This window comes from Thermosipho melanesiensis BI429 (assembly GCF_000016905.1).
Taxonomy (GTDB): Bacteria; Thermotogota; Thermotogae; order Thermotogales; family Fervidobacteriaceae; genus Thermosipho; species Thermosipho melanesiensis.
In genome coordinates, this window is record NC_009616.1 from 1,834,320 (window position 1) to 1,858,496 (window position 24,177).

24 protein-coding genes, 1 tRNA gene and 2 riboswitches are annotated in these 24,177 nt (G+C 31.3%); of the genes, 9 read left to right on the plus strand and 16 right to left on the minus strand.

What is annotated here, in order from left to right:
* Positions 1-43: 43 nt before the first annotated feature.
* From TMEL_RS09445 to TMEL_RS09460, 4 genes are all read right to left on the minus strand, one after another.
* Positions 44-1,888 carry an ABC transporter substrate-binding protein gene (locus TMEL_RS09445; RefSeq protein WP_012058042.1) on the minus strand — a complete coding sequence of 615 codons (1,845 nt, stop codon included), beginning with the start codon at positions 1,886-1,888 and terminating at the stop codon, positions 44-46.
* A 104-nt stretch (positions 1,889-1,992) separates the two neighbouring features.
* Entirely contained in the window at positions 1,993-2,487 is a 495-nt protein-coding gene (locus TMEL_RS09450) for a hypothetical protein (RefSeq protein WP_012058043.1), read from the minus strand.
* A 17-nt stretch (positions 2,488-2,504) separates the two neighbouring features.
* Positions 2,505-2,831: a hypothetical protein gene (locus tag TMEL_RS09455; protein WP_041426127.1), complete on the minus strand. Its 327-nt coding sequence runs from the start codon at positions 2,829-2,831 to the stop codon at positions 2,505-2,507.
* Complete coding sequence (locus TMEL_RS09460; RefSeq protein WP_012058045.1) at positions 2,803-3,045, minus strand: hypothetical protein; 243 nt, start codon at positions 3,043-3,045, stop codon at positions 2,803-2,805. Before TMEL_RS09460 ends, TMEL_RS09455 begins: the two co-directional genes overlap by 29 nt.
* 71 nt (positions 3,046-3,116) lie before the next feature.
* On the opposite strand from TMEL_RS09460, the gene TMEL_RS09465 reads away from it, so the two are divergent.
* The 5 genes from TMEL_RS09465 to TMEL_RS10620 all read left to right on the plus strand — a co-directional run bounded on the left by TMEL_RS09465 (position 3,117) and on the right by TMEL_RS10620 (position 8,171).
* Positions 3,117-3,191, plus strand: a tRNA-Val gene (locus TMEL_RS09465).
* Positions 3,192-3,242: 51 nt separating this feature from the next.
* Positions 3,243-3,689, plus strand: coding sequence for a hypothetical protein (locus TMEL_RS09470; protein WP_012058046.1), 447 nt, complete (start codon positions 3,243-3,245; stop codon positions 3,687-3,689).
* Complete coding sequence (locus TMEL_RS09475; protein WP_012058047.1) at positions 3,686-4,963, plus strand: nucleotidyltransferase; 1,278 nt, start codon at positions 3,686-3,688, stop codon at positions 4,961-4,963. The genes TMEL_RS09470 and TMEL_RS09475 overlap by 4 nt, the downstream gene beginning before the upstream one ends.
* Positions 4,956-7,661 carry a transcription-repair coupling factor gene (mfd, locus tag TMEL_RS09480; RefSeq protein ID WP_012058048.1) on the plus strand — a complete coding sequence of 902 codons (2,706 nt, stop codon included), beginning with the start codon at positions 4,956-4,958 and terminating at the stop codon, positions 7,659-7,661. The genes TMEL_RS09475 and mfd overlap by 8 nt, the downstream gene beginning before the upstream one ends.
* Before the next feature lie 156 nt (positions 7,662-7,817).
* Positions 7,818-8,171, plus strand: coding sequence for a GNAT family N-acetyltransferase (locus tag TMEL_RS10620; RefSeq protein WP_307777302.1), 354 nt, complete (start codon positions 7,818-7,820; stop codon positions 8,169-8,171).
* Between the two features lie 251 nt (positions 8,172-8,422).
* Here TMEL_RS10620 and disA read toward each other — a convergent pair whose 3' ends face one another.
* From disA to TMEL_RS09545, 12 genes are all read right to left on the minus strand, one after another.
* Positions 8,423-9,490, minus strand: coding sequence for a DNA integrity scanning diadenylate cyclase DisA (disA, locus tag TMEL_RS09490; RefSeq protein ID WP_041426128.1), 1,068 nt, complete (start codon positions 9,488-9,490; stop codon positions 8,423-8,425).
* 91 nt (positions 9,491-9,581) lie between these two features.
* Positions 9,582-10,145, minus strand: coding sequence for a pyridoxal 5'-phosphate synthase glutaminase subunit PdxT (pdxT, locus tag TMEL_RS09495; protein ID WP_012058050.1), 564 nt, complete (start codon positions 10,143-10,145; stop codon positions 9,582-9,584).
* Position 10,146: 1 nt separating this feature from the next.
* On the minus strand, positions 10,147-11,025 hold the full coding sequence (gene pdxS / locus TMEL_RS09500) for a pyridoxal 5'-phosphate synthase lyase subunit PdxS (protein WP_012058051.1): 879 nt from the start codon (positions 11,023-11,025) through the stop codon (positions 10,147-10,149).
* 14 nt (positions 11,026-11,039) lie between these two features.
* A complete protein-coding gene (locus tag TMEL_RS09505; RefSeq protein ID WP_012058052.1) occupies positions 11,040-12,719 on the minus strand; it encodes an acyl-CoA mutase large subunit family protein in 1,680 nt (559 codons plus the stop codon).
* A 34-nt stretch (positions 12,720-12,753) separates the two neighbouring features.
* Positions 12,754-13,392: a class II aldolase/adducin family protein gene (locus TMEL_RS09510; protein ID WP_012058053.1), complete on the minus strand. Its 639-nt coding sequence runs from the start codon at positions 13,390-13,392 to the stop codon at positions 12,754-12,756.
* Positions 13,389-13,691 carry a hypothetical protein gene (locus tag TMEL_RS09515; protein WP_012058054.1) on the minus strand — a complete coding sequence of 101 codons (303 nt, stop codon included), beginning with the start codon at positions 13,689-13,691 and terminating at the stop codon, positions 13,389-13,391. The genes TMEL_RS09510 and TMEL_RS09515 overlap by 4 nt, the downstream gene beginning before the upstream one ends.
* Positions 13,673-14,485 (minus strand): 2-amino-4-hydroxy-6-hydroxymethyldihydropteridine diphosphokinase, encoded by an 813-nt coding sequence (folK, locus tag TMEL_RS10710; protein WP_012058055.1) that lies wholly within the window; start codon positions 14,483-14,485, stop codon positions 13,673-13,675. The genes TMEL_RS09515 and folK overlap by 19 nt, the downstream gene beginning before the upstream one ends.
* Positions 14,482-15,858: a pyruvate carboxylase subunit B gene (locus tag TMEL_RS09525; protein WP_012058056.1), complete on the minus strand. Its 1,377-nt coding sequence runs from the start codon at positions 15,856-15,858 to the stop codon at positions 14,482-14,484. Before TMEL_RS09525 ends, folK begins: the two co-directional genes overlap by 4 nt.
* Before the next feature lie 4 nt (positions 15,859-15,862).
* A complete protein-coding gene (gene infB, locus TMEL_RS09530) occupies positions 15,863-17,941 on the minus strand; it encodes a translation initiation factor IF-2 (protein ID WP_012058057.1) in 2,079 nt (692 codons plus the stop codon).
* 21 nt (positions 17,942-17,962) lie between these two features.
* On the minus strand, positions 17,963-18,163 hold the full coding sequence (locus TMEL_RS09535; RefSeq protein WP_012058058.1) for a DUF3783 domain-containing protein: 201 nt from the start codon (positions 18,161-18,163) through the stop codon (positions 17,963-17,965).
* A 21-nt stretch (positions 18,164-18,184) separates the two neighbouring features.
* Positions 18,185-19,024, minus strand: coding sequence for a methyl-accepting chemotaxis protein (locus tag TMEL_RS09540; RefSeq protein ID WP_012058059.1), 840 nt, complete (start codon positions 19,022-19,024; stop codon positions 18,185-18,187).
* 5 nt (positions 19,025-19,029) lie between these two features.
* On the minus strand, positions 19,030-19,794 hold the full coding sequence (locus TMEL_RS09545; protein ID WP_012058060.1) for an oxygen-binding di-iron domain-containing protein: 765 nt from the start codon (positions 19,792-19,794) through the stop codon (positions 19,030-19,032).
* Positions 19,795-19,962: 168 nt separating this feature from the next.
* On the opposite strand from TMEL_RS09545, the gene TMEL_RS09550 reads away from it, so the two are divergent.
* The 4 genes from TMEL_RS09550 to TMEL_RS09565 all read left to right on the plus strand — a co-directional run bounded on the left by TMEL_RS09550 (position 19,963) and on the right by TMEL_RS09565 (position 23,906).
* Entirely contained in the window at positions 19,963-20,592 is a 630-nt protein-coding gene (locus TMEL_RS09550) for a queuosine precursor transporter (RefSeq protein ID WP_012058061.1), read from the plus strand.
* Between the two features lie 81 nt (positions 20,593-20,673).
* Positions 20,674-20,852, plus strand: a riboswitch (cobalamin riboswitch).
* Positions 20,853-20,916: 64 nt separating this feature from the next.
* Positions 20,917-21,933 (plus strand): ATP-grasp domain-containing protein, encoded by a 1,017-nt coding sequence (locus tag TMEL_RS09555; protein WP_012058062.1) that lies wholly within the window; start codon positions 20,917-20,919, stop codon positions 21,931-21,933.
* On the plus strand, positions 21,930-22,772 hold the full coding sequence (locus tag TMEL_RS09560) for a succinate--CoA ligase subunit alpha (RefSeq protein ID WP_012058063.1): 843 nt from the start codon (positions 21,930-21,932) through the stop codon (positions 22,770-22,772). The genes TMEL_RS09555 and TMEL_RS09560 overlap by 4 nt, the downstream gene beginning before the upstream one ends.
* A 3-nt stretch (positions 22,773-22,775) precedes the next feature.
* On the plus strand, positions 22,776-23,906 hold the full coding sequence (locus TMEL_RS09565; protein ID WP_012058064.1) for an aspartate-alanine antiporter-like transporter: 1,131 nt from the start codon (positions 22,776-22,778) through the stop codon (positions 23,904-23,906).
* A gap of 42 nt (positions 23,907-23,948) precedes the next feature.
* Positions 23,949-24,126: riboswitch (Lysine riboswitch) on the plus strand.
* Positions 24,127-24,177 lie beyond the last annotated feature (51 nt).

Consider the following 24,177-nt stretch of genomic DNA (forward strand, 5'->3'; position numbering starts at 1 on the left):
AAAAATGCGGCCCGAAAGGGCCGCAAAACTCAAAAAACATCAATTATTCTTTTCCTTCAAACCAGTATGCGTAATAATCGTCACCTGGTCTCATTGCGTTTGGATACCAACCTTTGAGCCATTTTCTGTGAACCCTCACACCAATAGGTTGATAAAGTGGAACACTAATTGCATTTTCAACTACAAATTTTTGTACCTTTGCATACAATTCCGCCCTTTTTGCAGCATCAGTTTCAGCTGCTGCTTCTTCGATAAGATCATCTAAGCTCTTACCACCAAGTTCTGGACGCGGTGTACTTACAAACACTTGGAAGTTTTTACCTTGTCTTGAGCTATAATCACCTTTCGAATCGTAATACGTGAATATGAAGTTATCTGGGTCGGGATAGTCTGCAAGCCATCCAAGAATGAATATTGGAAGTTCACCACGTTTTGTCGCATCTAAGAATGTTGGCCATTGCAATCCAACAACATCAACCTTTATCTTTGGATTTAACATTTCAAGATACATTTTAACCATTTCAGCAGTTCTTTGTCTTGCTTCGTTACCCAAGTTATATGCAACTGAAAATTTAAATCCTTTTTTCCATGCTTCACCATTCCATGCTTGCATTAATTCTTGTCTTGCTTTAATCAAATTAAAATCATAAAGTGGTAATGATGGATCAAATCCAAGTAAACCTTCTGGTAACGCCGTTGGTATTCTTTTTCCAAAGCCTTTCAACACATCATTGATAAGCGCATCATAATAAATTACATGTGCTATTGCTTTTCTTGCGTGTACATCGTTAAAGAAATCAACTGGAATACCATTACCATCTAATTTTCCGCTTCCAATATATTTACTATCTTCTCTAATTGACCAATTAAATGCTAATACTGTAATAGAAAGCGTTGGAAGTCCTTCTATAATTTCAATGTCAGGATTTCCTCTTACTTGATCAAGATATTGTGTTGGAATATATGCAATATCGGCATCTCCTTTTTCAAGCATAGCCTTTCTTGTGGAATATTCATCAATCCCCCAAATTACTACTTTTTTGATCTTTGCAGGTTCTTTCCAGTAATTTTCATTTGCTTCTAATATAACCTTTTGTTGTGCTCTATCCCACTCAACAAATTTGTATGGACCTGTTCCCATTGCGTTCTGATACAATGGAGAATCTTCTTTCCTTTGATTGTGCCATTTCCACCAGGTGGTTGGTTGACCATCCCAAAGTCCTTGTTCGATACACCATTCTTTATCCAATATTGCACCCCAATGCCCACCTTGTGCTATGACGTTTAGAAATGGCCCATATGGTCTTCTAAGATGGAATACAACATTATCCCCATCTACTTCAATAGCTTTGTCAACTTCCTCGTAAACTTTTTGGAATACTTCTTCGGCACCTGGAAGTGGATTCCCATTTTCATCAAATAACTCATCATATGATTTTCCTGAAACTTCTTCTACAAATTCCTCTACACTCCAAACACCAAATATTGAATACCAGAGCATCCACACAGGTCCACCTGCTGGATTGTAAAGCAAACCTCTTTCAAAACTGTATTCTACATCTTCTGGCGTTAAATCATTACCGTTGTGGAATTTAACCCCTTTTCTAATTGGGAACACGTATGTTTTACCACCATCTCTAATTAAACCATTTTCAACACTTGGAACTTCTGCAGCAAGCCTTGGTAAGAATTTGTTAAGACTTGAACCATCGTACTGAACAAGATTCTCATACACCTGATAAATGACTTCACCGCTTGCCGTATCGTATGCCAAATGTGGATCAAGAGTATCTGGTTCACCAATAGTTGCATCCACTAATACGTTTGGATCCGCCGCAAATAATGCTACAGCAAAAACTACCATCAAAAATACCAAAATCTTCTTCACAAAAATCCCCCCTCTTCTGGAGTAGTTTGAAAGTACATTTAAAATTATACCATAAAGTTTACAGAAAAATCAACTCTTTTACGATATTGAAAATAACATTTCTTTTATTTAACCAAAAAATACTTTGCAGTTGGTATATATATTTTTATTCCAGACCATGGAAGCTTAAATATCTTGTACCTTGTGTACAAAACATTTTTTTCAAAAAACAATGCTCCAATAGGATCATAAGATTCTCCAATAAAATAAACATTTTTTCCGAAAAAATTAATGTTATTAGGTTCTAAATATCCAAAATTAGAATATGTGTACTTTTGATTACCATATTTAACTATTATCTTTTCAAACATAGTCTTTTTTTCCTTTATAACGAAGGAAAGTATTGTGTATAATCCACTTAAGTCGTTTGTTATCGCATATGCATACCTCAGATCAATCAAAATTTCATTTACATTACTTTTTGCCACATTCTTCAATTGCTTAAAATATACAAAAAAATCTTTTTTTGAAAAATTAAAAGAATAAACATTAATAAATAGCTTATCTTCATACTTTAACTTTAACGACGGTAATCTTTCAAAGCCTCCATATTCAATCAATGATATATTCGATTTTTTTATCTCACCATTATTTTTATATTGAACCACAAACGTTTTTTTCTTAAAATATCACCTAAATATGGAAAAAAGTATTTAGAAAAAAATTGATATTTTTCTTTTCCAATACCAAAACCACTAATTTTTTTAAATAGTTCCTCTATTTTAAAGTTATCAATGGAAATTATCTCAGAAAAATTATCTATTTCACATTGACTATTTATTGCTACAAATTTTCCATCAATATATCTTATTTCAAGCGGAAAAACTTTGGACATTTTATTAGAAACAGGCAAAAACATATAGACACCAGAAAGATCAGAAAATCTTGAAATCAAAAAAAACATAAAATTCAGAAACATTCATTTTCTTTGACACTTGCACTCCAAATAGAGGAAATTCTTCAATATAATGTGTCTTTAATTGTTTAATTAAAAAATCAATATCTTTTTGTAAAGATTCTTTTGAATACGGTATATATTTGAAAATATATGGCGAAATAATGAAAAATATTATAACAAACAGCACAAAAATCAATGTAATATTTATAAACTTTTTCAAATTCTCACCCCGAAATTATATTATACTATATCTTGATTAAAAGAGTTTTTTATGGTATTATTTTTTTGCACGGGTGCGTAGCTCAGTGGGAGAGCGCTTCCTTCACACGGAAGAGGCCGCAGGTTCAATCCCTGCCGCACCCACCAAAGGGGCCATTATGGCCCCTTTTTGTGATAAAATAACTTAGGGGTGAAAACTTGAGGTACTTTGTTTATTTATTTGGTACAATACTTGCAACTTTTGGACTTATTTTACTTGCTATCTACATTTCTCTTTTCTTTTTTTCACCTGTTGTTGAAAATGTTTTTGCAATTAATGTAAATATATCTTATGCATTATTAGTTATATCCGTTTCGTTTGCAACTACAGGTATCTTTCTTGGATTTTATGCAATTTCACAAAACACATGGGAATATGCCAACATATGGTTAATTGTTTCGCTTGTTTTAAGTATAATATCTTTCCTTTTCCAATTATATAAGCTTGCTTCAATGGGACCTACATGGATTGGTCTTGAATTTTTTGGCTCTGAAGGAAACAGAATTGAAGCAATGTATATAGATATGCTTTTATTTTTGACAAACCTTATAGTATTAATTACAACATCAACATTAACATATTTATCTGTAAGAGGTGGAGAATGAAAGTTTTAGGTGTTATAGTAGAGTACAATCCTTTCCACAATGGTCACTTATATCATTTACAACAGGCAAAAAAAATTGTTTCTCCAGATTACGTTATTGCAATTATGAGTGGAAATTTTTGTCAGAGAGGGGAACCAGCTATTATAAATAAATTTGCTAGGGCTGAAATTGCACTAAAAAATGGGATTGATGTTGTATTTGAACTTCCTACAGTATATGCTTTACAAGATGCTGGAGGTTTTGCTTTCGGTGCAATAACTCTGTTAGACAAATTAACTGTCGTAACAGATGTTGTTTTTGGAAGTGAAAGCGCAGACAAAAATTTTATAACAACAGTTGCAAAAACTTTATTAGAAAACCCTGATAAATTCGATAATTTATTAAAAATTGAACTCAAAAAAGGACTTTCTTTTCCAAATGCAAGAAAATTTGCCCTAAAAAAATTCCTAAATGAAAACGAAGATTTTCTTAAAATGATAGAAAATTCAAATGATATTCTCGGTATTGAGTATGTAAAATCTATCTTAAAATTAAAAAGTAAAATAAACTATCATCTCATAAAACGCATAGGTGCAAAATACAACGATACAGAACTAGAAAGCAAATATTCATCTGCAACTGCAATACGGAATGCAATAGTGAGGAATAATCCATTTGAAACTTACGTACCACAAACATCTTACAAAGTATTAAAAAGGGAATTTTCCTATGGAAGAGGACCCGTTTCTTTAGAAAACATGGAACAATTTATTTTAACTTTTTTAAGACTAAAACACAGAAAAGATTTTGAAAGTATATATAGCTTCACCGAAGGGTTAGATCAAAGGTTCATAAAAGCAATAAAAACTTCCAAAAAACTCTCTGATTTTTTAGAAAAAGTTAAAACAAAAAGATTCACTTACTCAAGAATTAGAAGAGCTATTTTCCATGCACTGTTTGACTTTAAAAAAGAATATATTGAATTTTCTAATAAACTTGGAACTCAATATGCTAGAATTTTGGGTTTTACAAAAAAAGGTCAAAAACTGTTATCCAAAATTAAAAAAGCATCAAAAATCCCCATCATTTCTAACCCTTCATTGCATGAAAAAGTTCTAAAAAAAGTATTAACAGATAAAGATAGAAAATGGGAAGTAAATAAAAAACTATTTATCTGGCAATTTGAAAAAGATATTGTTGCAAGTAATATCTATACTATGTTTTATCCTCAAAAAAATGAAAGAAAATATGGCCTTGATTTTAGAAAACCTATAATTGAGGGTGAAAATGAATAAAATATTAATTCTTCCAAATGAAAAAGATTGCAACATAGAAGGATACTTATATATTCCTTCATATGATGTTTTCCCATTCGAAAAAATAAATAATTCGTGGTTTGTTCGTTCACAACGAATATATGCATTGTACTTAGCTTTAAAAAATAATTTGAAAGCCACAGCTACTTTATATTCAATAACTAGATATGTAATGCCTCCAGATATATTAAAAAAACACATCTTCGAATTGAAAATTGGTGATAAAATAACATCACCTGAAGTTTTGTTTTCAAATCTTGGTTATGAACGAGTATTTAATGTAACAGACGGTGGACAATTTTCCACTAGAGGAGATATAATAGATTTCCTTGGCCCAAATCAAATACCAACTAGAATTGAACTCTTTGACAATATCATTGAAGATATAAGAACATTCGATATTGCAACACAAAAAAGTATCAAAAAATTGGAATATGCAATTATTTTGCCGGCCAAAGAATATATTGAACCTGTTTTACACGAAACAATATTGGGAGAGAAATACAAAGGTACATTTTTAGATTACAACATTACATTTGAGGTAGTAAATAAAGAAAAGGTAATAGAAGAATATATAAAAAAAGAGAGAGAAATAAGGGAATTAATAATTGATCCTCAATTGAGAAAAAAATATATAAATTTTTCTGGTATTGATTATAACAAGATTTTAGAAGTTTCAAAAGAAAAGATATTAGAAAATACTAAGAAAAGAAAAGAAAAAGCATCAGATGAGATAAACTCAATTCCAGTAATTAGTCAAGAAGATTTTCAAATTGGCGATTATGTAGTACATAAAGAATATGGTATTGCAAAATTTTCTGGAATAACTAAAATTACTCAAAAAAATCTTGAAAGAGAGTTTTTAATTCTACAATTCAAAGATTCAAAGCTTTTTGTACCAACTGATAGGTTAGACCTTGTTCAAAAATATATAGGCGCAAGTGAAACAGTTAAACTAGATAACTTAAGAAAAAGTAATTGGATTAGGAAAGTAAATAAAGCAAAGAAAGAAATACAAAATACTGTAAAAGAACTTTTAAGATTAAACGCACTAAGAAAAATGACAAAAGGTTTACCACTTCCTGGAGATCCAGAACTTGAAAAAGAATTTGCCAATACATTTCCACATATAGAAACAGAAGATCAACTAAAAGCCATCGAAGAAGTTAGTGAAGACCTTTCAGCCGATAAAAATATGGATAGACTTATAGCAGGTGATGCTGGTTATGGAAAAACAGAAGTTGCAATGAGAGCGGCATTCAAAACCGTAGTCTCTGGAAAACAAGTTGCATTACTCGTTCCCACAACAGTTTTGGCAAGACAACACTTTGAAAACTTTCAAAAAAGATTTAAAAAGTTTGGAATTAAAGTTGAATTATACGACAACTCCCTTACACCAAAACAAAAAGAAAATGTAAAAGAAAATGTAAAAAAAGGAATAACGGACATTGTAATAGGAACTCACGGAATCATAGCATCAATGAAATTTTCAGATCTAGGGTTATTAATTATAGATGAAGAACAAAAGTTTGGCGTACACCAAAAAGAATCGTTTAAAAAAATTAGAGTAAATATTAACATACTTTCAATGAGTGCAACCCCAATTCCAAGAACACTACATATGGCACTTAGTGGGATTAAAGATATGTCAATTTTAAAAACTCCTCCAATTGGTAGAAAAAACATACAAGTTTTTGTTAGTAAATTTGACGAAAGAATTGCAAGACAAGCCATTCTAAGAGAAGTAAATAGGGGAGGACAAGTTCTTTATGTACACAATAGGGTAAATACTATTAAAGATGTTGCAGATAATCTTAAAAAAATAGTACCAGAAGTAAAAATTGAAATAGCTCACGGCCAAATGTCTAAAAGAAAAATGGAAAAGATTATAAAAGAATTCTACGATGGAAACCTTGATGTACTAGTTTCAACTTCGATAATTGAAAACGGCATTGATATTCCAAATGCAAATACACTAATTGTAGATGATTCACATAGATACGGATTATCACAACTTTATCAACTTAGGGGTAGAGTGGGTAGAAGTGAGAAAAGAGCATTCGCATATTTTTTCCATCCATCAAAAATAAATAAAACTGCACAAGAAAGGCTTAAAGCAATAAAAGAAATAATGGGACCGGGCAGTGGACTACAAATTGCTTTAAAAGATATGGAAATTAGGGGAATTGGTAATATACTTGGACTAGAGCAACATGGGTTTATAAACGACATAGGGCTTAATTATTATCTAGAAATATTAAACGAAGTTCTATCCAACTTAGAAGGTAAAATTGAACCAAAAATAAACACTGAATTAATCGGAATGAAAGGTTCAATAGTAATTCCAGAAAATTATGTTAGTGATCCTGTTGAAAGGTTAAGACTATACAGAAGAATATCCTCGCTTTCAACCGAAAAAGAAGTTGATGAAATACTAAATGAACTTGAAGATAGGTTTGGAACTCCTCCAGAAAGTGTTATTAATCTCCTAAAATATACAAAATTAAGGATTTTATCATCAAAAATGGGAATTTCAAAAGTTATTTTCAACGAAAACTCAATAATATTATATTCAAAAAACAACCTTAATCTAAATATCCCTCATATTTACAATGAAAAAGAAAAAGCATATGTAATTTTTCTTAGTGAAGAAGAATTTATTGAGTTTCTAAAATAGAATTTAATTTTTTATTTTCTATAATGATTATGGAGACGAAAATATGCCAGATCTCCTTGTAAGGTTGTATGATCTTGAAAATTTAGATATTTCTATTCCAGAAAATGTTTCAATTAAAAGACCAATTGGTCCGGAAAAAAAGTTATTGTTGAATGGATAGAAAAAAATTTTGGCAAGCTTTGGGTCAGCGAATGTGACGTAGCTTTTTCTAAAACCCCCATTTCATGTTTTGTTGCATATTTAAAAGATACAAAAGAAATTCTAGGTTTTGCCTGTTATGATGCTACTGCAAGGGGATTCTTTGCCCCTACAGGAGTTATAGAAAAATATAGGGGAAAGGGTATAGGAAAAGCTTTGTTAATATATACTTTGAAAGATATGCTAAATACAGGCTATGCATACGCAATAATTGGTAATGCTGACCCTATAAAATATTACCAAAAAATAGTTAAAGCTACAATAATTAAAAACTCTACACCTGGAATTTATAAGGATCTTTTAGGGATTTAAAAACTTAAGCCTTAGTAGGTTTTTCAGCATGAATGGCTTAACTATTCCTAAAAATTTCCCTGTGATTTTGTTTTTTTGCCATTTACATGCTAGTATCTTTATTCATTTCTCTTTGAGCATTTTTTGAATTTTCAACAACCAATTTAAAGTTAAATATTTCCGCTATATCTGCTCTTTTAAACTATATAAAACTATATAAATATGAAAATATCATTATTAAGAAAATTTATCCACAAAACTACATCATTTAATTATTTCATTCTATTTCTCATAGAATTTATACTATCGAGTATAGCTGTAGCTCTTTTCTCACCAATACCTTCAACTTCTTTTAAAGCCGAAAAATCAGCATTACTTAATGAAAAGACATTACCAAATGCTTTTACAACATTATGAGTTATATTCATGGGAATTTTTGCAACGTTCCTTAACAATCTGTAACCTCTTGATTGTACATGATAATCACTTAATTGACTTATATTAGCGACGTCATCATAGCCTAACAACCTAGAAGTAGAAATTGGTCTTCTTTCTTTGTAATTTTTTAGAGTATTTATTATTTGTTCCACCATATTCTCATCTTCAATATCCTCTTTATAATAATCCAATATAAGATTTCTAATAATATCCTCCATATCCACCATAATTTCTTCAAGTTGCATTGAAGCTAATCTACCTTCCACACCAAGCTCAATAACATATGGATCTATTTCTTCTCGTATTTTTAATATTTCTATTCCTTTATTTATTATTTCAACAACATCTATTAAATTTACTCTATTTTCAATCTCTAAAATGTCCAAATTCAAAATCATCTTATCGAAATTCTGCCTATACTTTTCCAAGGTATTTAAAGCTTGATTAACTCTTGTAATCAAAAAATTAATATCATTAATTATATACCTATAATTCTTGTAATACAAACTAATTACATTTCTTCTTTTAGATACAGCTATTACTAATTCTCCTATCTGTTTTGCCACTCGTTCAGCTGTCCTATGTCTTGTTCCTGTTTCACTAGTTGGAATACTTGCATCAGGAACAAGATGTACATTTGCCGCAAGAATTTTGGTTATGTTATCATCAATAACTATAGCTCCATCCATTTTTGCAAGTTCATAGAGCTTTTCTGGCATAAAGGGTATATCAAGCCAAAATCCCGATTGAAATAAACTTTTATATCCTTCCAATTTTTCTTCATTTAAAATAACTACTAACGCGCCAAAATTTGCCAAAACAATATCATCTAATGCTTTTCTTAGTTTCGTACCTGGAGCTAATAATTTAATTTTTGACACTAACTCTTGCGGTATAGCCATAAAATCCCACCTTTTCCCCATTATTCATAAAGATTATATCATAAAAAAAGTGCTTGGTACTAAACCAAGCACTCAAAATCATAAAATCACTTTATTTCACCATACTTAAGAAATATTCATGTACTCTGGTATCTTCAGTTAATTCGGGATGAAAAGAAGCTACTAATACTTTTTTTTGTCTTAGTAAAATTGGCGCATCTTCATATATTGATAACACTTCAACATCATTCCCATAATCTACAACTTTTGGTGCTCTAATAAAAATTGCTCTATATGATTTATCAAATCCCTTGATTTCAACATCCGTCTCGAAACTGTCAACCTGTCTACCATATGCATTTCTCTCAACCTTAATATCTATAACCCCTAGCGAATCTTGTTTAAAGTTAACAACCTCTTTCGACAATAAAATCATACCAGCACAAGTTCCAAACACGGGAAAACCAGATAATATCTTTTCTTTTAGCTTTTCATATAAATTAACCATTTTCATTATTCTAATCATCGTTGTTGATTCTCCACCAGGAATAACTAATCCCTCAACTTCATCTAATTCTTCAGGTTTTCTAACAACTAATACTTCAACTCCAAGTCTTTCAAGCATTACTTTGTGCTCTCTAAAATCTCCTTGGATACCAGAAACACCAATTTTCAAATTACCAACCCCTTTCTTGGAGTTTCACATCAAGCTCCTCTATTTCCAATCCCTCCATTGGTTGACCAATATCCTCTGAAATTTTTAATAACATTTCTGGATCATTCCAATAAGTAACTGCCATTACTATTGCTTTTGCCATTTTAGCGGGATCTTTGGATTTAAAAATACCACTACCAACAAATACTCCATCAGCTCCTAACATCATCATAAGTGCAGCATCTGCTGGAGTTGCAACACCACCTGCTGCAAAATTAACAACTGGAAGCCTTCCTAATTCTTTTACCTTTGCAACTAAATTTACTGGTGCACCTATGTTTTTAGCAAATGTTACCAGTTCCTCATCAGGCATATTTTGAACCATTCTTATTTCATCCATAACCGTTCTCATATGCTTTACTGCTTCCACAACATTACCAGTTCCCGCTTCTCCCTTTGTCCTAATCATTGCAGCACCTTCAGCAATTCTTCTTAAAGCTTCTCCTAAATTTCTTGCACCACATACAAATGGAACATTAAAATCCCATTTATTTATATGATATTTATCATCCGCAGGAGTGAGAACTTCTGATTCGTCTATAAAATCAACCCCTAAAGCTTCCAAAATTCTTGCTTCAGCAATGTGACCAATCCTTACTTTTGCCATAACTGGGATTGACACTGCTTCAATAATTTCCTTAATTTTTGAAATATTTGCCATTCTAGCTACTCCACCTGCTTTTCTAATGTCAGCAGGAACTCTTTCTAAAGCCATTACAGCCACCGCTCCTGCTTCCTCTGCAATCTTTGCCTGCTCTGCAGTAGTAACATCCATTATAACTCCACCTTTAAACATTTCAGCAAAACCCTCTTTAACCATCCATGTTCCTTTTTCACTCATAATAAACACCTCCATTAAATTACTATTGTTTCTGTATATTCACCAAAAACTTCCCTCAAAGCATTACTAATTTCTCCAACTGTTGCATAAGCTTTAACAGCTTCTAAAATATATGGCATTAAATTTTCACCAGATGAAGCTGTATTCTTTATATTCTTTAAAACTTTCTCCACTTTACTATTATCCCGTTTTTTCTTTAACTTTTTCAATTTCATCTTTTGCTTTTCTTCTAGTTCAGGATTAACCTTCAACACTTCTTTTTGCGTCAAATCTTCCTCAATATTAAATTTATTAACCCCAACAATTACTTCTTCTCCTTTTTCAACAGCCAGCTGCATCTTGTACGCACTTTCGTGAATCTCCTTTTGCACATACCCACTTTCTATTGCTTTTACCATTCCTCCCATTTCATCGATTTTCTTAATATATTCCATAGCTTTCTCTTCTATATTGTTTGTTAATGCTTCTATTACATAGGAACCGCCTAATGGATCAATTGTATCCGCCACTCCAGATTCATATGCTATTATCTGTTGAGTTCTTAAAGCTATTCTAACTGATTCTTCTGTTGGCAAACCAAGTGCTTCATCATAACTATTCGTATGTAATGATTGAGTTCCACCTAGAACAGCTGCCAATGCTTGAATAGTAACACGTATTATGTTATTCAATGGTTGTTGGGCCGTAAGTGTAGAACCTCCAGTCTGTGTATGGAAACGTAACATCATTGCTTTTTCATTCGTTACTCCAAACCTTTCCTTCATAATCTTTGCCCATAATCTCCTTGCTGCCCTAAATTTTGCAATTTCTTCAAGGAAATTATTATGTGCAGCAAAAAAGAAAGAAAGCCTTCTTCCAAAAACATTTGGATCCAAACCTGCTTTAATAGCAGTTTCAACATATGCAATTGCATCGGCAAGTGTAAAGGCCACTTCTTGAACAGCCGTTGAACCCGCTTCCCTAATATGATATCCACTAATACTAATTGGGTTCCATTTGGGCATATTTTTTGAACAAAATTCAAATATATCGGTTATTATCCTCATTGAAGGTTGTGGTGGAAAAATATATGTTCCTCTTGCAATGTATTCCTTTAATATATCATTCTGAATAGTTCCAGAAAGTTTTTCCATTGGAACTCCTTGTTTCTCCGCAACTGCAATATACATAGCCAAAAGAATAGCCGCCGTACTATTAATTGTCATAGATGTACTTACTTTATCCAAAGGTATACCATCAAATAATATTTCCATATCTTCTAATGAATCAATTGCAACACCAACTTTTCCTACTTCTCCCTCTGCCATTGGATCATCCGAATCATAACCTATTTGTGTTGGCAAGTCAAATGCAACCGATAATCCCATTTGCCCTTGTTCCAACAAATATTTATACCTCTTATTAGATTCTTCGGCTGTTCCAAATCCAGCATATTGCCTCATTGTCCAAAACCTAGCCCTGTACATTGTAGGTTGAACACCTCTAGTAAATGGATACATACCAGGAAATCCTAAATCATTTAAATAATCAAATCTTTCTACATCAAGTGGTGTATATAATCTTTTAAATTCATATCCAGATGTAGATTTAAATTCTTCTTTTCTTTCAGGAAATCTTTCAATTGCTTTTTTTACATTTCCATCATAGTCTCTCATTTTATCTTCTATATCTTTTAATTTTTCTCTATCAAACATACTTTTTACCTCCCCACAAAGTTTTACATAAATATTATCTTACATCTTTCCCCATATGTCTATAACTATTTAAATACTTATTTCTAAGCATAACCGCGTCCTCATTACTAATTGTTGAAAAATTTCCAATATTTAAGGCATATAAATATATTTCGGCAGTCTTTTCACAAATTAAACTTGCAGTTAACGCCTCATCAATATTTGTTCCCACGGTAATTAAACCATGATTCTTTAGTATAACAGCATGATTATCAGAAAGCGCATCAACAACATTTTTTGCAAGTTCCCAAGTACCTGGCAATGCATATTCAGACACCTTTATTTCCGGTCCTAAAATCATAACTGCATCCTCAATTATAGGTGGTATCTCACTTGAAACAACGGAAATTGTTGACGAAAACACTGGATGTGTATGAACTATTGCCCTTACATCTTTTCTTGATTTGTAAATCTCAATATGCGTTGGAAGTTCTGATGAAGGTTTTAATCCCTCTACTAAATTCCCATTAAAATCTACTACACTTATCATACCTTCTTTTAACTTATCATAAGGAACACCTGAAGGAGTAATATAAATAATATTTCCTTCTCTTATTGAAACATTCCCCCAGGTTCCCTTTACCAAGTTGTTATCAACTATAAATTTTACCGCTCTCAATATCTCTTTTTTCATCCTTTTCCTTTAAACCTCCCACCTTCATTTTTTAAACCATACAAATTTCCATAACCTTTCAATGCCTTCTCACCAAGTCTTAAATTTTTGGCTTGTTGTTTTAAACTAGCAATTATTTTCTTAATTTTTTCCATTCTAGTCTTATCCTTTTCATGTAACATTTTCAGGATTTCTTTTGGAAGTTCCAATTTCAAAAACTCTTCTCTTTTCTCCAATAATTTATTTAAAGTTTCAAAATCTTCCTTTTCTATACATTCATCTATTTTTTTTTCTAATTCTATTATCTTCTCAACTTCCAATCTATTACCTCCCAGTTTTTCTCGAAATTTCCCATCAAAGATTCAATAGTTTTTCCAAATTTAGGATGTACAAAATCTTTAGATATTTCAACCATAGGAACAACAAAAAAATCCCTATTTACAAAATCATAATGTGGTATTTTTAATTTTTCTAAATCAATTACAAGATTTCCATAAAATAGAATATCAATATCTATTATTCTTGGCCCCCACTTTATCGTTCTTTTTCGCCCCATGTTTTTTTCAATTTTTAATAAACATTCCAAAAGTTTTTTTGGACTCAGAACTGTATCAATTTCAACAACTATATTGTAGAAATTATCTTGATTGGTATATCCATATGGTTTGGTAATATAAATACTTGAAGTTTTTAATATTTTTATCCCAACCTTTTCCAAGTAATCTAATGCAGTTGATAAATTTTTTTCTTTTTCACCTAAATTTGTACCAATTCCAAGAAAAACATTTCCTTGACGTTTTTCTAAAATAACATTTGAAAGCGCAAATGTATCATGAGAAAGTGAAACATGACAAAAATTAAATCCCTCAAAATCTTTATGTAAAACAATATAGGGTTTTCCCTCATCATTATTCAAAATCGAAATATCCTTAAAAGAATTACCATTAAGACCTGTTCCAAGTGCTTTAAAAAATGCCTCTTTTAGAGAAAAACGCCCAGCTAGATATTGGGCGTTTAATTTCTTTCCTTTTTCCAATCCTGTTAGTATCCTATCGGCAATTTTTAACGATATACGTCCAATATCAATAATGTCAATCCCAATTCCAACAATCAAACAGGATAACCTCCTCCATACTCCTCCACAAGTTCTAAATCTACCAATATTTTTTCTTCATATTTTTCCCTTAGATATTTTCTACCAACTTCACCTAAAATGACATATATCAACAAATCTTCATCTGAATCTGCTAATATACCTATTTCTTTCTTAAATTTTTCCAATTCAAATTCCAAAAGATCTGCAGGCCTACATTCAATAGGTTTTTCATCGCCTAAAATTGCTTCCATTAATTCACCGTCAATTGGTGCAGGTGGTCTACCATACATACCCTTTACATAATTCTTCACTTCATTCGTAACCTTTTTGTATCTTTCACCTGTTAAAACGTTTAAAACAGCCTGCACCCCCACAATCTGACTAGTTGGTGTAACAAGTGGTGGATATCCCAAATCTTTCCTTACCTTCGGAATCTCTTCTAAAACTAAAGGAAGTTTATTTAGCATTTTTTGCTCAGAAAGCTGTTTTACAAGGTTTGAATACATACCACCAGGCACTTGTGAAACCAATATTCTATAATCAATACTTTTCATAGCAACATCGTAATCTTTATACTTCTCCCTTACCTTCGTAAAATGATCTACAAGATAAGCTATTCTTTTCCAATCAATTTCAGGAAGTGCTCTGTACTCTCTAATTGCAAAATACATAGACTCATAAGGTGGCTGTGATGTCCCAAGTGCAAACGGTGAAAGTGCTGTATCTAACATATCTACACCTGCTTCAACTGCAGCAATATAATTTAAATCTCCCAATCCAGAAGTACAATGAGTATGCAATTCCACTGGAACGTTAAACCTTTCCTTCAATTTTTTAACTAACTCATAGCTTCTTTTGGGAGTTAATAATCCTGCCATATCCTTTATACAAAGAGAATTCACCCCTCGCTCAACTAGCTGTTGAGCAAAGGATAAATAGTAATCAACAGTATGAACAGGACTTACTGTGTAGGAAATTGCCCCTTGTACATGTGCTCCATTTTTTAATGCAACTTCTATACTTTTTTCTAAGTTTCTAATATCATTCAAAGCATCAAAAACCCTTATATTATCAACACCATTTTCAATTGCTTTTTTTACAAACAATTCAACAACATCGTCAGCATAATGTCTATATCCAACTAAGTTTTGTCCCCTAAGAAGCATCTGAGTTTTTGTATTTTTTAATTTAGATTTTATCACTTTAATACGTTCCCAAGGGTTTTCCTTTAAAAATCTTACACATACATCAAAAGTTGCTCCACCCCAAACCTCCATTGCATTAAACCCCAATGAATCCATTGCATCAAGTGCTGGAAGCATATCAATAAGTCGCATTCTCGTTGCTATTAAAGATTGATGACCATCTCTTAATGTAGTATCAACAAACATATTATTACTCTCCTTTTTCCTCATCAAAATTTAATTTTTTAGAAACTTTTTTCAAAATATAAAACTCCAATTCATCTCCTTCTTTTATATCATCAAAAGCTTCTAATTTAATTCCACATTCTTGAGGAGCTTCAACTTTTTTCACATCCTGTTGATAATGTTTTAAAGATTCTATCTTACCCTCAAAAATTAATTTACCTTCCCTATATAGTCTTACTATTCCATCGCTTTCGACATACCCTTCCTTCATTTGAACACCTGCAATACTTCCGACCTTTTTTATTTTAAATACCTTTCTAATTTCACCTCTACCACTTATCTCTTCTATCTCTTCTGGTTCAAGCATACCTTCAAGAGCCGCTTTTAGATCTTCTATTAATTTATATACAATTGAATATGTTTTAATTTGAATACCCTCAGCTTCTGCCATTTTTCTAGCCTTACTATCAGCCTTCACACGAAAACCAAAAATTATAGCATCAGATGCAGTAGCAAGCATAACATCACTACTCGTAATTGCTCCAACACCAGAATGTATCACATTAATTTTTATTTCATCACTTTGAAGTTTATTTATTGCACCATTTAACGCAAGAACTGATCCATTTGTATCAGCTTTTAATATTAGGTTTAACTCTTTTCTATCAGATTGTTCCATCATTTTCAAAATTTCTTCTAATTTCATATGCCTTTTTCTTCTAAGTTCCTTTTGCTCAAGCTCGGCAATCTTACTAGTTATTTCTCTTGCCTTGGATAAACTTTCAACACTATACACCATACCATGGGAATCTGGGAGCTCTTCAAAACCAACAATCATAACTGGCATTGATGGTCCCGCTTCCCTTATCCTTTCCCCCCTATCATTTACCAAAGCCTTTACTTTTCCCATTACTTTTCCAGAAATCACATAATCACCTACATGTAATACTCCATCTTTTATAATGACATTTGCAACAGGTCCAAATCCTCTTTCCATTCGAGTTTCAATCGTTACAGCTCTTACTGGTCCATCTGGTAATCCCTTTATTTCTTGCATTTCTGCTACTAGCAAAATCATTTCAAGTAAAGTATCAACATTTTGGCCTTTTTTAGCAGAAATAGGTACTACTATAGTATCTCCACCCCATTCTTCTGGGATCAAGTTAATTTTATTAACAAGCTCCTGTTTTGTTTTTTCTACATTTGCGTTTGGCTTGTCTATTTTATTTATTGCTACAATAATAGGAACATTTGCGGATTTTGCATGGTTAAAAGCTTCTACAGTTTGAGGCATTACACCATCATCTGCTGCTACTATAAGCACTACAATATCCGTAGCTTGCGCACCTCTTGCACGCATTTCAGTAAAAATTTCATGCCCAGGTGTATCAATAAATGTAATTTTCTTACCATTTACTTCGACTTGATATGCACCTATACTTTGGGTAATTCCACCTTCTTCTCTCTCAGCTACCCTAGTATTTCTTATATAATCCAAAAGTGTAGTTTTTCCATGGTCAACATGTCCCATAACAGTTACAACAGGTGGTCTTTCACTTAAGCCTTCCCCCTCTGAATATTTTTCTTCAAAATATCTCTCAACTTCTTCAAGGGGATTAACCTTTTTTTCTTCTCTTTCTTCTACTTCAAACGAAATTTTTATATCATATATTTTTGCAATTTTTTTTGCAAGTTGAAGATTCAAAGTTTGACCGGGTTTTAAAATTTCACCTTTCATAAAAAAATCTTGTATTATTCTATTTTGAGGAATACCTATTTTTTGCGCAAACTTATCCAGCTTTAAATCTTCTTCCTCAAGCTTTATCACACCTTTTTTCTTTTTTACTACCTCCGATTTTTCTACAAATTCTTTGCTTTTCCTTTTTATTTCTTTTTCTACTTCTTCTTCATACTCTTCATAAATCAATTCATCTTCTAATTCATCCTCTTCGCTGTACATTTCAAGAAGTAAATTAACCGTCTCTTCATCAATATAACTCATATGACTTTTTACTTCAATTCCCAACTCTTTTAATTCCTTCATTAAATCTCTTGTGTCCATTTCCAACTGCCTTGCAAGTTCATATACTCTTAATCGAGCCATTATTTCACCTCCAAAATACAGTTATTTCTTCATCTTTTTCATATACTCATGCTCCTTCTCAATTTCGGATATTAAATCTGAGAGTTTCCAATTTAAATTTGTAGGTGTCGTTGTTGCAAAAATCAACTCCTTCTCTGGAAATTTTTCTTTTAAAATCTTCATTAAATCAAACAATTCTTCCTTTTTAAAACCATGTAATATAACAAAGTTTTTTTTATCCATGCAACCTACCTCTTTATATGTTTATAATTTTATTTCTTTTAACGAATTCTGCGCCTTTATAATTGATTTTATAACCTCCACAATAACATTAAATTCATTAGATGATTCTTTAAGAACCTCTACAGATTTTGATAACAAATCTGCTTCATCAGATAACTTACCCTCTGTTATTTCAAACAGCTCTTTGGAATTCTTCAAAACATTTAAATTTTGTTTCATATAATCCATTGAGTTTTTCAAAGCATTTTGAATTGCATTAAACAATATTTCTATTTCTTTTAACGATTCTAATGAGGTTCTTACAGACTCTGATATTTCACCGACTATTTTGGAAATATCTTTAGAAGTATTTTGAGATTCCTCAGCAAGTTTTTGGATTTCAGACGCAACTACGGAAAAACCTTTCCCATATTCCCCAGCTCTTGCAGCTTCAATTGAAGCATTTAAAGCAAGTAAATTTGTTTGCTTTGCAATTTTTTGAATATTCTTTACTAAATCTTTTATTACTTCAAAGTTCTCAAATGTCTTAGATGTTTTATTAATCGTCTCTTTGAATTTATCAGCAACATTACCAACATTAGTCCCTAGTTTTTTCAAATCCTCGTCAATCTTAGAATTAATCATAGTAGCATATTCTATATTTCCAACGATCTCATTACTTTCATTTGAAAAATCTCTTAACAAATTTTCAATTCCATTACTAAGATTCTCAAAATCACGTGCAATGTTTTCAATTTCGTTTCTAATACCAGAAATTCTAGAGACTAATACTTCATCTAATTGCGACATAAATGATAGCATTAAATTTTGTATATAAAATGCAGATGAAATAGTTGTTAATGTTTTTCCATCTATTTTCATACATATCATCTCCCATAAAACTCATTTATTAAATCTACTCCACATTTTAATCCCTTAAACCAATTTAAAAATTCTCTTACAACTTTTCCTTTCATTACAGCACCATGTTGAGGTGCAATTGCATCAATATCATAACTTTGAACTTTCTCAACCCAAGCTTTACATGCACTATTTGAGCTCATATATCTTTTATGAAATCCTTCCATATAAACTTTATACTTTTCAAAATCGGTTTCTATTATCTGCATACGTTCTTTAAATGAAAATACTGCTACACCTATATCTCCTGAAAATAGAATCTTTGAAATTGGATCATACACATTAAAATGACCTGGAGAATGTAAAAAATGCGCAGGTAGAAAATCCAAAACATAACCAGAAAACCTAACACCTTTCTCTCCGGCATCTTTTAACCCCACAACCCTTTTCTTATCAAAAACACCAAAATGAGGCAGAAATCTTGTCCATAATTCTGAAATATATATTTTAGCTTTACTTGCTATTGTCAACCACATTGTAATTCCCGAGGAAACATCTGGATCCTGATGCGAATAAAATATGCCTTCTATATCATCAGGTGATATAACTTCTGAAACATTTGCCAAAACTCTTGGAAATACGTGTGCACCACCTGGATCAATTAAAAATCCTTTTCTATTATGAATTATCAAATATTGATTTGTTTGAACCAACCCTTCTTCTTCTGACTCTTCCCAACCTAGCAAATAATATTTATGTTCGCCATTATCAAATAAACATATATTTCTCATTTTACCACCTCCACATTCTTATTATATCAGAATAAATAAAAAATATTAAGCAATTATTATAGGTAAAATGAAAACTCATTAAATAAAAAAATTTACTTAAATTTTACTTGAAGTATATTACATAATATTATACAATATAGTGCTAAAAATGGTAAAAGGAGGAAAAACATGGAAAAATATTATGAAAAACTAATGCTACTATCAAGTTTGTTTGTTTCTGTTATAATAATCTCAAACATTATTGCTGGAAAATTAGTAAATATTGGTCCTTTTGTTATTACGCTTTCAGTTTTAATATATCCTGTAAGCTTTGGAATTTCAAATATCATTTTTGAAATTTACGGGGAAAAAATAATCAAAAAAGTTATTCTAATTGGGTTTATCGCTTCAATAATTTTGGCAATTTATTCTTTTATTGTTATCCTTTATCCACCTTCACAAATCTTCGATAAAAATGAATCTTATGTCACTGTTTTTAACAACACGCCAAGAATAATTTTAGCAAGTTTTTTGGCATACCTTTCTGCACAATTTTCAAACATTTGGATTTTTAAATTTTTAAAAAATTTAAAAGTAAATAATCTAACAATTAGAAATACAATTTCAATGATAATTACTCAATTTATAGATTCTGTAGTTTTTGTAGGTATTTCCTTTTTAGGAAATTATAGTTTTGATACAATAATAAGCATGATCTTATCACAGTATATTATAAAACTCGTTATTTCCATCCTAAATGGTCCAATAATAAACTTTAGTGTCAAAAGAATAAAAAATACACTAGTTTATGATAAATAACTACACATATTTTTTTATTTTCACAATACTTAATAATTTTCAAAAATTAAACAAGTTGATATAATATAAGTAGGAAAAATGAATAACCAATGGAATAAAGGTGCCTTAAAGGCTTAATAGGGAAGCTGGTGAAAATCCAGCGCGGCCCCGCCACCGTAACTGGGGACGAAAGTCGCAAAGTGCCACTGGGATTTCCTGGGAAGGTGCGACGAGTAGGTTGATCCAGAAGCCGGGAGACCTGCCTTTGTTCCAAAGTGTTTCTCAATCTCGAGGGCAGATTGAGAAAAATTGTTTTTTGATTATATTAAAAAGGGAGGTATCTATATGAAAATTTATGAATTTGTGGGGAAACAGCTCTTTAAAGAACATGGTGTAAAAATTCCAGAAGGTTATTTAGTAACTTCTAAAGATGAGTTAACCATAAAATTTCTTCCAGCTGTTTTAAAAAGTCAAGTATTAGTTGGAGGGAGAATGAAAGCTGGTGGAATTCTCTTTGCAAATAATCAGAGAGAATTTTATGATTATGGAAATATTCTATTGAAAAAAAATATAAAAGGTGAAAAACCATACGGAATATTAATTGAAAAAATGATTAATATAAAAAGGGAATATTATTTATCAATGTATATCGATAAATTGGAAAAAGATTTTATGATACTCTTCTCAGAATATGGCGGAATAAATATAGAAGAAAACGCAGATAAAGTTATTAAAATAAACTTTGACAAATATAAAGTACTTCCCAAAAAATTTCACAAAATTATTCTAACATTATACAAACTCATGAAAGAAAAAGATTTAACACTAATTGAAATCAACCCTTTAGCCGAAACTTTAAATGGTGATTTAATTGCATTAGATGCTGTATTACATTTAGATGACAATTCTATTTTTAGACAAAAATGGGCTAAACAATTTTCCTCTGAAACACAACCTTTTCATTTCGTAAAACTAAATGGTGATATTGGAATAATCGGTTGTGGTGCTGGAATTGTAATGGCTACAATGGATGCCGTAACATTTTATGGTGGAAAACCAGCAAACTTCCTTGATCTTGGTGGTGGAGCAGATACCAAAACTACAACTCTAGCACTCGAATATTTAAAAAATCTTTCAATTAACAAAATAATAATGAATATCTTTGGTGGAATTACAAAATGCGATGAAATTGCTCAAGCTATTGTCAGGTTTAAACAAAAAAATCCTCAAATATCACTATACGTTAGATTAACTGGGACAAATGAAGAAATTGCTAAACAAATTTTAAAAAAATACAATATTGAATTATTTAGCGATATGTACGAAATGATTGAATGTGCAGTAAAGGAGGAGAAAAAATGATTAACGGTACAGAAAGGGTATGCGTACAAGGTATTACTGGAAGATACGGTTCATTCCATACAAAAAAAATGCTAAAATATGGAACAAATATAGTTTGCGGAGTATCAAAAAATAAAGTTGTAAAAGAATTAGATGGGATACCTGTACTTAACGACATGTACGATGCTGTTGAAAAATATAACTGCGATACGTCTATCGTATTCGTTCCTGCTAAACACGCCAAAAATGCTATTTTTGAAGCTATAAATGCCGGAATAAAAAAAATAATTACAATTACAGAACACATTCCAATACATGATATGATGGAAATTTATAAACTTTCAAAGCAAAATAATGTAACTTTTATCGGACCAAATTGCCCAGGAGTTATACTTCCAGGTATAAGCAAAATAGGAATCATGCCTGAAAATGCATTTAAACCAGGCGACATTGCTATTATTTCTAAAAGTGGTACACTTATGTATGAAATTTCAAATCTCTTATCAAAAAAATCGACAGGTATAAAGATTGGAATTGGCTTAGGAGGCGATCCTATAATCGGCACAAGTATTGAAGAAGCACTTGAATTTTCCATAACCCTAAATCCCAGAAAAATAATTATTATAAGTGAAATTGGTAGCAACGATGAAGTTATTGGTATAGAAAAATTCTTAAATAAAGGTTATAATGCTAATATACAGGTATTTTTCGCAGGAAGAACCGCACCACGGGGGAAAAAAATGGGACATGCTGGTGCCATTGTCGATGGAATTAAAAGCTCTATTGAATATAAAGAAAAAAGATTAAAAGCCATAAAAATTCCAGTTGCTAAATATATACCAGAATTATTGGAGGGATAAAAATTGCAAAATCCATACTTTTTGTTGTTTCTAACCATAACTACTGGATTATTAATCGGAAGTATTAAAGTCAAAAACTTCAAACTTGGCTCATCAGGAACTCTGTTTACTGGTATTTTCTTTGGTTGGATTTTTCAAAATTTTATACATTCTGCTCAAAAAATTAACGAACTGCAAATTACCTTTCAAAATATCTTCCAATTTTCACTAATTTTATTTGTTTCATCTATCGGATTAATCGCTTCAAAAGAAATAAAATTCATATTAAAAAAATTCGGTTTAAAGTTCATCATCCTTGCCTTTCTCATAACATTCTCTGGTTTCATATTTATTCTCATTTCAATCTTTATAACCAAAATTAATCCATATAACTTAATAGGCGTTTTTTCAGGAAGTTTAACAAGCTCACCTGGTCTAGCTACTGCAATAGAAGGTTCGACAAAAAGTAATGAAATTATATATGGATATACAATTGGTTATATTCCAGGAATTTTAGCAGTTATCTTTTCAATTTATCTCATTCCACCTATTTTCAAAATTAACATTGAATCAGAAAAAAACACAATCTATATTCAAAGCGAACAAAGTAACATAAAAAGTTTTAATCTCTTATCTTATTCTTTAGTAATTTTAATTGGTATTTTAATAGGAAATATAGATATACCACTAAAATTTTCAACGGTAAAATTAGGAAAAACTGGAGGAATACTATTGAGTGCTCTGTTTTTTGGAAACATTGAAAAATTAGGGAATATCAATTTTTCTTTTAACAAAGACACATTAAAATCTCTCCAAAACATAGGACTCGTGATGTTTTTATCATCTATTGGTTTAAAATCAGGATACAATATCATTGAAAATTTTAATAAGTATAGCGCTATGCTTATGCTAATTTCATTCATTACTGCAATATTTTCTATACTAGTTGGCTTTATAATTGGCAGATACATCTTCAAACTAAACTGGACAATCCTTGCCGGTACAATCACAGGTGGTATGACAAGTACACCAGGATTAGGAGCAGCATTAGATTCTACAAAAAGTGAGCATGCATTAGCTGGTTACGGAGCAACATATCCTTTTGCATTACTTGGAATGGTTATCTTTAACAAAATTTTAATATTATTAACCTAAAAGTAATTTTAAAAACTAATAATTTCTGTTATAATGAGAACAAATACGATCGGAGGTGCGTCCGAGATGAGTAGGATTCTCCATCAAGGGGAGAATATCGGGAGAATCTGAAAGGCGAGGACGCCGAAGGGTGTGAGGTTTCTCCCGCTTCACACGCCTGGTGGTACAGGGAATACCTGTATCACTGTCACGGGATAATCCGTGGAGAGCCGATCGTTGAGAAAATACATATATTTTTCTCAACGACGCCTCTTCACGAGGCGAATTTTTT

Coding starts and splice junctions, on each gene's coding strand:
- infB (WP_012058057.1), bottom strand. CDS start 17,941: ATGGCTCGATTAAGAGTATATGAACTTGCAAGGCAGTTGGAAATGGAC.
- TMEL_RS09545 (WP_012058060.1), bottom strand. CDS start 19,794: ATGAGAAATATATGTTTATTTGATAATGGCGAACATAAATATTATTTG.
- TMEL_RS09455 (WP_041426127.1), bottom strand. CDS start 2,831: ATGTTTTTTTTGATTTCAAGATTTTCTGATCTTTCTGGTGTCTATATG.
- TMEL_RS09525 (WP_012058056.1), bottom strand. CDS start 15,858: ATGTTTGTTGATACTACATTAAGAGATGGTCATCAATCTTTAATAGCA.
- TMEL_RS09510 (WP_012058053.1), bottom strand. CDS start 13,392: ATGAAAAAAGAGATATTGAGAGCGGTAAAATTTATAGTTGATAACAAC.
- TMEL_RS09505 (WP_012058052.1), bottom strand. CDS start 12,719: ATGTTTGATAGAGAAAAATTAAAAGATATAGAAGATAAAATGAGAGAC.
- TMEL_RS09555 (WP_012058062.1), top strand. CDS start 20,917: ATGAAAATTTATGAATTTGTGGGGAAACAGCTCTTTAAAGAACATGGT.
- TMEL_RS09550 (WP_012058061.1), top strand. CDS start 19,963: ATGGAAAAATATTATGAAAAACTAATGCTACTATCAAGTTTGTTTGTT.
- TMEL_RS09540 (WP_012058059.1), bottom strand. CDS start 19,024: ATGAAAATAGATGGAAAAACATTAACAACTATTTCATCTGCATTTTAT.
- TMEL_RS09535 (WP_012058058.1), bottom strand. CDS start 18,163: ATGGATAAAAAAAACTTTGTTATATTACATGGTTTTAAAAAGGAAGAA.
- TMEL_RS09475 (WP_012058047.1), top strand. CDS start 3,686: ATGAAAGTTTTAGGTGTTATAGTAGAGTACAATCCTTTCCACAATGGT.
- pdxS (WP_012058051.1), bottom strand. CDS start 11,025: ATGAGTGAAAAAGGAACATGGATGGTTAAAGAGGGTTTTGCTGAAATG.
- TMEL_RS09560 (WP_012058063.1), top strand. CDS start 21,930: ATGATTAACGGTACAGAAAGGGTATGCGTACAAGGTATTACTGGAAGA.
- mfd (WP_012058048.1), top strand. CDS start 4,956: ATGAATAAAATATTAATTCTTCCAAATGAAAAAGATTGCAACATAGAA.
- disA (WP_041426128.1), bottom strand. CDS start 9,490: ATGGCTATACCGCAAGAGTTAGTGTCAAAAATTAAATTATTAGCTCCA.